10 protein-coding genes are annotated in these 10800 nt (G+C 64.8%); 1 reads left to right on the top strand and 9 read right to left on the bottom strand.

Annotation, left to right across the window (positions count from 1 at the left end):
- Positions 1-1148 (bottom strand): IS256 family transposase (locus tag AO501_RS07275; RefSeq protein ID WP_231752373.1); only part of this gene is annotated, 1148 nt, incomplete at its 3' end.
- A 294-nt stretch (positions 1149-1442) separates the two neighbouring features.
- Between AO501_RS07275 and AO501_RS07270 the strand changes: the two genes are divergently transcribed.
- Positions 1443-1658 carry a hypothetical protein gene (locus tag AO501_RS07270; RefSeq protein WP_055577092.1) on the top strand — a complete coding sequence of 72 codons (216 nt, stop codon included), beginning with the start codon at positions 1443-1445 and terminating at the stop codon, positions 1656-1658.
- A 218-nt stretch (positions 1659-1876) separates the two neighbouring features.
- On the opposite strand, the gene mobF is transcribed toward AO501_RS07270, so the two are convergent.
- The 8 genes from mobF to AO501_RS07230 form a co-directional block, all read right to left on the bottom strand.
- The gene (gene mobF / locus AO501_RS07265; RefSeq protein ID WP_055577091.1) at positions 1877-4792 is read right to left on the bottom strand and encodes a MobF family relaxase; all 2916 of its coding nucleotides are present in this window, start codon (positions 4790-4792) and stop codon (positions 1877-1879) included.
- A 356-nt stretch (positions 4793-5148) separates the two neighbouring features.
- Positions 5149-5667 carry a hypothetical protein gene (locus AO501_RS38910; protein WP_231752372.1) on the bottom strand — a complete coding sequence of 173 codons (519 nt, stop codon included), beginning with the start codon at positions 5665-5667 and terminating at the stop codon, positions 5149-5151.
- A gap of 962 nt (positions 5668-6629) precedes the next feature.
- Entirely contained in the window at positions 6630-6800 is a 171-nt protein-coding gene (locus AO501_RS07255) for a toxin-antitoxin system (protein ID WP_306249063.1), read from the bottom strand.
- A gap of 301 nt (positions 6801-7101) precedes the next feature.
- Positions 7102-7626, bottom strand: a complete 525-nt coding sequence (locus AO501_RS07250) for a hypothetical protein (RefSeq protein ID WP_055577089.1) — start codon at positions 7624-7626, stop codon at positions 7102-7104.
- A gap of 193 nt (positions 7627-7819) precedes the next feature.
- The gene (locus AO501_RS07245) at positions 7820-8227 is read right to left on the bottom strand and encodes a hypothetical protein (protein ID WP_055577088.1); all 408 of its coding nucleotides are present in this window, start codon (positions 8225-8227) and stop codon (positions 7820-7822) included.
- Complete coding sequence (locus tag AO501_RS07240; protein ID WP_055577087.1) at positions 8224-9033, bottom strand: ParA family protein; 810 nt, start codon at positions 9031-9033, stop codon at positions 8224-8226. The genes AO501_RS07245 and AO501_RS07240 overlap by 4 nt, the downstream gene beginning before the upstream one ends.
- A 109-nt stretch (positions 9034-9142) precedes the next feature.
- Entirely contained in the window at positions 9143-10027 is an 885-nt protein-coding gene (locus tag AO501_RS07235) for a DUF5677 domain-containing protein (protein ID WP_055577086.1), read from the bottom strand.
- A gap of 53 nt (positions 10028-10080) precedes the next feature.
- Positions 10081-10653: a recombinase family protein gene (locus AO501_RS07230; RefSeq protein WP_055577085.1), complete on the bottom strand. Its 573-nt coding sequence runs from the start codon at positions 10651-10653 to the stop codon at positions 10081-10083.
- Between the last annotated feature and the right edge of the window lie 147 nt (positions 10654-10800).

Here is a 10800-nt window from a genome sequence, read left to right as displayed (position 1 = left end):
TGTCCAGCACGCAGAACCTGGGACCTCAACACCTCGTGTCGGACATCAAAGACGCCGTCACGAGGACTACAGATAACGATCGCGTTCGTCGAGCAGATCACTCGCCGGATCTCCACGTCGTAGTCCAGGAACGGAATGAACTCCGCCCAGGCGTTGTCCCAGAGCCGGATCACTGCAGGGTAGCGCTGCCCCCATTTCTCGGCCAGCTCGTCGAACGCCGCCCGAGCCGCGGTCGCGTTGACCGCAGTGTAGATCGGCTTGACGTCGCGCTTGATCTCGTCCCAGTACTTGCGGGACGTGAGCCGAAAAGTGTTGCGCAGCAGATGAATGATGCACGTCTGCACGATCGCCTGCGGCCACACATTGCCCACCACCTCGGGCAGTCCCTTGAGCCCGTCGCAGACGACGAAGAAGGTGTCCTTGATGCCGCGGTTGCGTAGGTCGGTGAGCACGCTCATCCAGAACTTGGCGCCCTCCCCGCCGGTGCCGGCCCACAAGCCGAGGATGTCGCGTTCCCCGGCCAGGGTGACCCCGATGGCAGCGTAGAACGGCCGGTTGGCGACTTGGCCGTCGCGGACCTTGACCACGATCGCGTCGATGAAGATCGCGGCGTAGGTTTCATCCAGCGGTCGCACCGACCAGTCGTTCATCTCCTCAAGCACCTTGTCGGTGATGCGGCTGATCGTCTCTTTGGATACCGACGCCCCGTAGATCTCGGCGAAGTGCGCCGAGATCTCACCGGTGGTCAAGCCCTTCGCGTACAGCGACAGCACGACCTCGTCCACGCCGTTCAGGCGACGTTGGCGTTTCTTGACGATCTGAGGCTCGAAGGTCGATGCCCGATCGCGCGGCACGTCAAGTTCGACCGGGCCGGTGGTGTCGGTCAGCACCGTCTTGGTGCGGGTGCCGTTGCGGATGTTGCCCGACCCCGTCTCGGGCGGGTCGTGTTTCTCATAGCCGAGGTGCTCGGTCATCTCCTCATTGAGCGCGGTCTCGAGGACCGTCTTGGTCAACTGCTTGAGCAGCCCGTCGGGCCCGGTCAGCGACAAGCCCTGCTCCTGGGCCAATCGGACCAGTTCGACCGCAGCCTTCTGGCCTTCGGACTGCTCAGCCGCCTTCTTCTTCGCCACATCGTCCAGTGTCGTCATCACGGCACCTTTCTCGCCGAGCATCACTCAGCGTGTCAGTGCCGGAAACACCGTTAGATCCACAGTCCCGGTGAACAGCTCAGCGGTCCCGGGCGCGTCAGTCTGATGTACCAGGACTTGCGCTGGTGCTCGCCGTGGTGCCGATCGAAAGACGGCGGCGCGCGCCTAGCCGGGGGGTGTGGAGGAACCACCCCGGCGAGGTCGAACCCTTCTTCCAGCACCGCCAGACTTAACATGCCCCGTATTAGTTACCGCGGCGACAAGTGAGGCCCGATTGTTGCGACTCTTCCGCCATTGTCGGCGTCGCTACCCCGGATCGGTGGGTCGATCCTGAGCCGGAACCACTTCGGCGGCACCAGTCCAGCGGTCACTTCCGGCAGTGTGGATAGCAGCATTCCGTTCGGCCGCGGCACGGTCTGGATATGGAGGTTCGATGGGTTTGCGTTCGCCGTCGACGACGTGAACCACCATCCATCCGCGTTCATTGTGCTCGACTTCCACAACTACTGAATCAGGTCTGTCCTGTGGGCTGCTCATATATATCGTCTACCCGCCCAGTGCACTGGCATACCGGTTCAATGAGTGGTTTCCATTTCGCACCTCAGCAGCGCCGTGGTGTCTGTCGCTATCTCTGTGCCGTGAGAATCAGCGAACTCCGGAATTGCTCAAACAGGCCTGGCTGGTAGTGGTTGGCCAATGCGGTCAACAATCCTGTCACGGTGGGGTGGTTAGAGGCTGAGGTCATAGTCGCGGTGTTGGTTGCGGCTGCGGTCGAGTCCGAGGTGTCTGTTTAGTGCCCGATCTTGTTGTGTGCGTTGGTTTTTCTGGTAGGTGCTGCGCCGTCGGATGACGGCCTGCTGGTGTTCGGTGATCAGGGAGGCGACCAGTTCGGGCAAGTACTGGCTGGGGGTGTTGTCGGCGGCGATCTGGTGTGCGGTTCGTGCGGGGGTGTCGTGGCCGATGACCTGCCGCAGCGCCCGGGCGGCTTGTGCGGGGGTGCCACGGCGGGCGAGGTGTATCCCCTCGACTTCCTCGGCGCCGGCGGCCAGGTCGTGGCTGTGGTCGGTGTCGGTGGAGTCACGTTGGTAGAGGTAGGCGTGGTTGGATTCGCGGCCGCGGGTCAGCGCGACGTAGGCCAGGTTGCGGCTGGCGGTCTCGGCCAGCACCGTGTGGGTGGACTCGGCGGTGACGCCTTGGGCGGCGTGCACGGTGACGGCATGTCCGAGCTGCACATGGTCATGGAGGTAGTCGTCACTGAAGACAGCCCAGGCGCCGTCGCTGAGGCGGCGGGCGGCGATGCGCGGGTGCTCGCGGTTGTCGTCAACTTTCATTACTCGCCAGCGTTGCCCGTTCCGCACCGGCGCCTCAGACAGGATTTGGGTGCGATCCTGCGGCTGGTAGACGGTGATGCTGGGGTCGTTACGTCGGCTGATGACCACATCCCCGGTGGTGATGTGGTGACCGCGGCCTGCGGTCACCGTCGTGGTGTCACGCCCAGCCGCGGCACGCTGGGCGACAACACGGTCGTGGACCCGGCGATTCAAGGCATCGCACATCTCAGTGGTGTCGGCCAGCAACAACGCATCTTTCCCCGCGGCGAGATCAGCCTGGTGGGCGGCCAGAGCATCAACGGCCATGGTGACCTGATCCCCACAGGCCACCCGATCGTGGTCGCGATACCAAGCGACGGCGCGGCGTACCGCCGCGGGTCCTCCGTCACCCACGGCGAGGGCGGCGGTGCGTTCGGCCGGATCCTGTTGGCGCCACACCTCGGTGAGGCGCTGCGCCCAGGGCAGTTCGTCGCAGAGTTGGGCGAACATTCCGCCCCGGGCTTTGACCGGCTCGAGCTGGTGGGCGTCGCCGACCATCACGGTTTTGGTTCCCGCAGCGGTGGTCGCGGTGAGGAGTTGCCGCCAGTGGTCGGTGCCGACCATGCCGGCTTCATCCACCACGACCACATCAAACGGGCCGAGCTGCAGGCGTCCGTCGGCGAGGCGGGCCAGGGCGCTGTGCATGGTGTAGCCCTCGCTGGCCGCGCCTTCGGCGACGGCGACATCGACGGCTTTTCCAGTAGGGGCGATCACGATCACCCGCGCCTTCTGTCGGCGTTCGACGATGGTGCGCAACGCGCGCATGGAGGTGGTCTTCCCCGCGCCGGCCGGCGCGCTCAACGGCACCACCAACTGCGGTGTGGAGGCGATCGCCGTCACCACCTGATGCTGCTGCTCCGACAGCCCCAGGGCGGCGGCGGTGTGTTCCGGGCGCACCCAGGCCATCGCCCGCACATTGGCGGCGTCGACCAAGTCGAACACGCGGCGTTCCTCGGCCAGGATCACGTTCACGGTGTAGCGCTCGGAGCCTTCACGCTGATGCGCCGCGCGCGGCGCGGTCAACCGCATCCCCACCGCATTGACGGCGGCTTCGATCAGCTGGCGCGGCATGCCCGCCGCGCCCCCCGCAGCACCCGTGCCGGCGTCGGCGAGCAGGGGCAATTGCGCGCCGATGACCTCAACGAGATCCGCGCGCGTCAACGCCGCCTTATCGGCGCGGGCGGCCATCGCCGCCACGGCACGCCGATCTACCGCCACACCGGCGCGGGCGACCCGGGCCGCGGCGGTGCGCGCCGTGTGTTCGCGCGCGGCGCGGGCCTCACTCTGCGCCGCACGCGACAGCACCAAACCGCGCGTGTCGGCGCGCCACTGCGTGCGCAACTCAGCCCACGACAGCGACTCGGGTTTACGCGGCCGGGTGGCCTTCTGCGCGGCCGCCAACTGCGCCTGCGACAACTCCGCCGCGGAGCCGACAACGGTCAAATTGTTCGCTGCCCACTGCCGCAACTGGGTCGATCTCTGCGACCACGCGGCAATGTTTTTAGGGTCGATCCCGGCGACCTCCGCCATCCCCGTGGAGGGGTCGACCGGCCCCCACTCAATACCGGTCAGCCGGTGCAGTTCATAGCGCAAGGTCGCCTGATAAATGATCCCCGCCGCCCGGGCTTCGTGGAACAAACTCGTGCCGTCAATGGACACCAACCGCCCATCAGCGCGGGCTTGCCGGTTAGGCACCAACACATGGGTGTGCAGGTGCGGATCACCCGCCCGCGAGGTCTCATGCTGGTAGGCCGCCGCCACCAAACCTGGCAGTTTCTGAAGGTCTTTTTCTCCCGTCACCGGGTTGTGCACCCGGGTGTAGCCAGCATGCGCCGACAAGTATTCGAGCGCCTCGGCGATCGCGGTCTGGTGCGCCGCGGACACGGCTTTGTCGACGACGTCATCGCCGAACACCCGCACCAACGACACCGACTTCGGGGCGCAAAACGTCAAATCAAACCCGTGCACCCCGCCCTTGCCGTGAGCACGCCCGCACTCCCCAGACGGCGCCACACCCTCATCCAGCCAGCGCGCCACCACATCAGGATCAGCATCCCCACCGCCGCGCTCGCTGTCACTCAACCCAACCAACTCCGCAGCCACCCGAGCATCCCCGGCGCACGTCCACACCGGGGTACGGGTGTCACGTTCGGCGTAATACTCCGCCAACCCACCATTAGCCCGCTGACGGTCTTTCACCGCATCGCCCACCGCCCGCGCAGTGCTGTTGTAGTAGTCCACCGACCACCGCGACAACTTCGCCACCGTCAACACGCGAAACCACCCATCATTGGGACACGCCCGCCTGAACCAGCTGGAGCAGGAGAGCCCGACGGACGCGGCATCGCCAGCTTCGCACAACTTGTGCAAATGTGCCAGTGGATTTAGCGGTAAGTAATGAAAGTAGCTGGATGCGGGGTAGACGAGGTGGGAGGGCTAGAGACAGCAGCGAAGCTGCCGAGGAACAACGGGATGGAAGAAGGGATGAGGGGGCATAAGGCAGAAAGGTGTGGGATGAAAACGGCGGGGAGATTCGGCGGCCCGCGCTATGGGCGGACCGCAGGCGGCACTAATAGCTGGGCTAACTAATGTCGCGTTCGACGGTTACGGACCGAACGTGCCTAGGTGGGCTAACTAGCGCTGCCGGGTGTCGCGGCGGGCAGTCGGTGATAGCGGGCTGATGTGTCGCGCTGGAACGTGGTTGTCGCAGCCGGTGGGGTCGGTGACGTACGCGTGGGAGTGTTTTGGTGGGCGCGGTCGCGCAGCACTCGGCGGATCTCCTGTTGGGCGGCGGCGATCCGTGCTCGCGACTCGTCGGTGAGCGGCACGGGTGGCGGCGTGTGGTCGATGCTGGCGGCGGCGCAGCCGCCGTCCTTTGGTGTTGACCGCTCGGGAGACGACCAGTTCAGCCGTCGTAATCGCCTGGACAGGAACGCTCCGGGGTTGGTGATGTGGTCGGGCCAGGTTGCACCGCGAGCGCGCATGTCGGCGTTGAGGGTGTCGGTGATGGCGCGTGCAGTCCACACGGTGGGGTCGATGCCCGCGGCGGTCAGCGCATCGCAGATGGTGCCGATGTGCGCACGGTCCAGGCCGTGGGTAGCGGCAACGAGAGCGGCAGCCAGACGTTGGGTGGCCAGTGGTCGTGGCATGGTCCGCCGGGGCGGACACACTGCACGGGTTTTGAATCCCTTTCGTGAATCTGGGCGGGCGGGCGCGCTTGCGCGCCAGCTTGGTGAGTAACTCCCTACGGGAGAAAAAGAACTAACACCGCCTGACGGCGGTAGGTGGAAATCGTGCACAGGTTCATGCACAGGAAGGGGCTGTGTCGGGCGGGGGTCGCGGCGGGGCACCAGGTGGTACACCGAGGGTCGCCGCCCGATGCTGGGGGTTCCTGGTGAGCCGTGGCCGCGTTGGGCCTCCACGGCCCATTGGGAGGCTCGTAGGACCCGCCAGGCGGCGGTCACGGTGCGCACGTCGCAGCCCACCCGGTCCGCGATTGTCGCGCGGGTGACGGCGACGTGGCGGCCGGTGGCGTGATCGGCGTGCTCGGCCATCACCGCCGCGATCGACAACAACGTGGACGAAGTGATCGACACCCGCTCGGCCGCACACAGCTGACCCAGGGCCGACGACTGCGCCCAGCGTTGGAGCCCGTCGAGCCAACTGCTGCGGCTGGTCCACATCGGCGCTCGCGGCGCACACGCCCCAGCGCGCTCGACCCAGCCGCGGCGGCGTTCGTTCGCGAGCGCGCGCAGGACATGCGGTGTGGGTGCGATAGCGGCGCCCAGCGGCGCCGGCCGTGTACTGCTGACCCGAGGTGATCGGGCGCTGGAGAGGTCACGATTCACGCACCGACCGCGCGGCATATCTAGTACGCCGGGCAGGCATGCGCTACCGTGAGACTTGCCTTTCAGAGCAAAGTCCCTTCGGGGAACGGGTGCGGAGAACCCTGAACCGAGTTCGCAGCTCGGTTTGAATCTCCAGACGTGGCCCCGCCTTAGGCGGGGCCTTCGTCAATTCAGCGGGGTTTCCGCACACCAGCTATTTAGATGTCGCATCTGCCAGAGGCTCGCCGGTCAGACAAAGGTTTGAGACCCCTGGCGTCATGTCGTCACATCGCCAGCGGCAGAACCTCCTTGTCGAGTTCGCGCACGAGCTCGGGGTGGCCGGCTTGGATGGCCAGAAGGTCAGCCACGTATTGCGAGACAGACATGTCTCGCGCGGCGGCCTGCTGCTTGATCTTTTCGGAAACGAGACGCTCCGGGCGGGTTAGCAGTTCCACGCGGTCGCCTTTACGGGGTCGAGGCATGTCTCGAAGACTGTCAGCAAGATCGCGGTATCTGATACAGGACACGCCGTCGCCCGTGATGTTTTTGTGACAGGTGTGGTTTTGTCGTCCAGTGAGCCGAGGCCACTCGGCGGCGCGGCTCGGTGAAGAGGTCGCTGTTGTCTTAGATTGGTGTCTTAGATTGTCTTAAATTGGTGTACATTTACAGGTGCCTGTTGCGTTGAGCTTCAGGAAGTGAGCCCGAGACCCGGCCGGACGACCGTGGCGCTCGGGCTTTGCGCTTTCTCGGGCCTGGTCAGACGTCGCGGGTGGCCGTGACCGCTGGCGCGATCAGAGTGCGCCAGGGACCGCCTTTCGCCCAGCACCAGGCGATCGCGTCGGGGACGGCGAGCAGGGCCTCGGCGTGGGAGCGTTGGTGCTGGTAGCGCAGGGTGTCGCGACAGCCGGCGGCGCGGGTGTATTCGATGAGTTTCTGGTTGTCGAACTTCACCATGGTTTCGTCCTCGTCGAGGATGATGTGTGCCTCGCCCAGGCCGGCGTGGTCGTCAACGAGGGCTTGTAGACACGCAGATCGGCGTTGGCGCTCGTTTCGGTGTTGAGGACCGGCGCGGTAGACGGTGGCTTGCACACCGGCATCGACGAAGGCCTGAGCGATAGTGCGCTTGCGGCCGTCTTTCTCGTCCTTCATGTGCAGGTAGCGCTGCCCAGGCAGGAGCAGACCGCGCACCATCTGGCGCAGTCCGGTGAGATCCGTCGAGACGTGGACGCTGGCCACGAGCAGGTAGTCGCGCTGCTTGGTCTCGTCGACGTAGATGTGCATGGGCAGAAACGGTAGTTACCTACCGTGCAGCCCTTAGGCGTGAACAGCTGCTACCAGCACTTTTACGGAAACCGCTCCGCTGATCAGCTACAAAACCGATGGGAGCAGATCATTCGTCCCACCCCCCACCACGTTCACCACAATTGCGGCGAGGAAGGTCCTTGCAGCTCACCTGATTACCGCATGCGGTCGATCACGGCATGCGGTCGTTGTGGTCTGGCCTGGGGATGCCCGCGCCGTCCAGGTAGGTGTTGATGGCGTCGTCCACAGTGTCGGTGATGACGTATCCGCGCGCTTTGATCCATTCGAGTCGCGCCAACGTTCCTGAATGCAGCTGGGTCGCGAACGGGTTCTTCGCCTTGCGTTGCCGGGGCTTCAACCGCACTGCCGTCGGCTCTGCCGACTCATGATCCTGGCTCGGTGCCGCCGGTGTGGATGGCAGAGTTCTGTCGGCGGGTTGCGGCGCTGCGCCGGCTTCTACTGCCAGTGCCGCAAGAGCTTCTTCGGGCTGGACCCGGGCGGCCTGAGCGCGGCGCTCTGCGCGAGACAAGGGCCTGGTGGACCCCACCTCCAAGCCACTGGGTTTTGATGCGGCATTCATGCTGCTTGCCGCCTCGCCACGATCCGTTCGGCGATCTCTCGGTAGGCCACTGCTGCCGTGCAGGTGGGGGCATGCACCTGGACCGGGACGCGCTTCCCCTTGGCCTCCACCACCCGCACGGTATGCGGGATTTCGCCCAGATACGCCCCGCCTGCGGACCACTCCCCCCAATCGGTGCGCAACTGCCTGCGCACGTCCTTGCTGGCCTTCGGGTTGCCGTCGAAGTCGGCTAGCAGCACGTAGCGGATTTCCACGTCAGAGTTGAGCGTCTCCTGGACATCGAGAACGGCGTTGCCCAGCTCGACCAGGCCGTCGATTTCGTCGGGGCCCGCCTTGAGGACTGCCAACACGTAATCGGCGGCGGCCAGTGCCGCCGTCGTCAACTCCCCCAATGCCGGCGGGCAGTCCATCAGCACAAAGTCATAGCCCTCGAGGTCGTCGAGATGGCGGGCTAGCCGCAGCTGACCCCCTGAACCGAGCCCTGTGCGCTCCAGCTCCTTGAGCGCGAGATGGCCTGGCGCGACGTCGATGCCGAACTCGCTTGGCCTGATGACCTGTAGCAGTGGAACCCGCAGCGCCCTGTCTGGGTGCAGCACCTCGTACATCGAGGCATCGTCGGCGCCGAGGTCGACGCCGAGACCTTTGGTGCTGTGGGCCTGCTGATCCATGTCGATCAGGAGGACGCGGAAACCCATCGCGGCGAGGCTGGCGCCCAGGTTGATTGTCGTGGTGGTCTTGCCCACGCCTCCCTTTTGCAGCGCCACCGCCACGATTTCGCACTGACCACCATCGGCGGAAACATTCATGGATGCGATCTTACTAACTACCATGCAAACATGTCTACATGTAGCCTTACATGTAAGTAAGTATGTATGCACTTAGTGATGGCAGCCGGTCCGCTCAAGGCGACCTCGGTTAATCCGCTGGCGTGGGCCGGGGCTGCTCGGTAGTACCGGGCGTGAAAATTGCCTCGTAGTTTGGCTGGAGGTGTGGTTGGAGATCGCTGGCGCGCAGGTCGACGGGCAATCCAGCTTCTTCGCCTAAGCGGAGCACCTCGGCAGCGCCCGGGTGCCCAGCTTTCGACACTTCGAGGACGTAGAGCGCCCAGAGGCTTGAAACGCCCATCCCACGAATCAGCTCGGGCGAATCCAGTTTGGCCCCGGACGGATTTATGGGACCTACGACGACATCCGGGGGAGGCGTGATGTCGAAGTACGCACGGACGAGTCCATACGACGGATGGACTGCCTGCGATAGATCGCGGTAAATCCCATAGAGCAACCGGGTGGACGAGAACCTCTCGCAGAGATTGACGACCGTCCAGTCCGAGACTGGCTTCTCGCCGAGAAACTCACCCAACTCTTCGGCCAGGGCGGCGGATTCAACCAGGTCGGGTGTATCAGCGGCGGCTCGCACGACTGCGTCAATGAACTCACTCGACCTCCGGTGATCCTGTAGTGACATCTGTTGTGCGAGCAGGTCTTCCCCGCCTTCGGTCCATAGGACCCACTGCGCGGTAAGAGCGTGCTCGAACGCGATCCGAACAGATGACATGGCCACCCAGGGCGATGATGAATGCAGAGTTACCGCGGCCTCGACGTGGTTCAGCGCATGAGCGGCCAGCGGAAAACAGACGCGAAATTTCCTGCCCAGCTCGGGGTTTAGCTCCGGTGTCGACGTCCGCTCCTGCCACGACGTGCGCCACCGCTCAAGTGCCACGTTGACCACGGCCATCCAGGCGGTCTCTGTCTCGTCCACTCGATCGGCATACCGGGATTCGAGCTTTGCCACCTTGTGCATTAGCTCAATGCGAGGGTCGTCACCACCTGGTGCTGGGGTACGCGGGATCTCGTTCACGTGGCGCGACCCCGGCTCAAATATCGGTACGCGGTCGCACGTCCTATGCCGAATGCAGCGGCGAGCTCGTCGACCGGTTCGCCGGTGGCCGCCAGCCGGCATAGCTGTTCCTGGCGGGCGGCGCTGAGCTTCGGCGGCTTGGTGGCTGGCAGGCTGCGCGATCGGCGGGCTTCACGTGATGCGGCACGTCGTTCGCGGCCGAGTTCGAGTTCCAGTTCAGCCAGGGTCGCCATGATGGCAGCGACAGCACGTCCGGTGGGGGTAGCGGTGTCGATGCCCTCGCGGAGGGCGCGCAGCAAGATTCCCCGCTTGTCGAGGTCAGCAATAGTGCGAGTGACTTCGGCGGCTGAACGGCCAAGGCGATCAATGGCGGCCACCACAACGATGTCTCCGGTCCTGGCGTAGTCGAGCAGCCCAGCGAGACCAGGGCGGCCGGTGCCGACCGCTCCAGAGAGTTCGTCGGTGAAAACCCGCTCGGGGTCGACGCCGGCCGCTGCGAGAGCAGTTCGTTGGGCAGTGAGGTCCTGGCCGGTGGTGCTGATCCGGGCGTAGCCGAGAGTGGCTGTCATTCGTTGACTGTCTCACCTGGCGGTGACAGTGCAGATGCGAGACACGCGGTGTGAGACAAGAAATGAGACACTGCTTGTGATCTTCAGAGGTAAGTGGCGGTGAATCTTCAGCGATAGATGGCGTTACATGATCCCGATGACGAGGGA

It is taken from the genome of Mycobacterium gordonae (assembly GCF_001417955.2).
GTDB classification, from domain to species: domain Bacteria; phylum Actinomycetota; class Actinomycetes; order Mycobacteriales; family Mycobacteriaceae; genus Mycobacterium; species Mycobacterium gordonae_B.
Note: the sequence above shows the minus strand (reverse complement) of the source record. Positions and strands in the feature narration are given on the sequence as shown.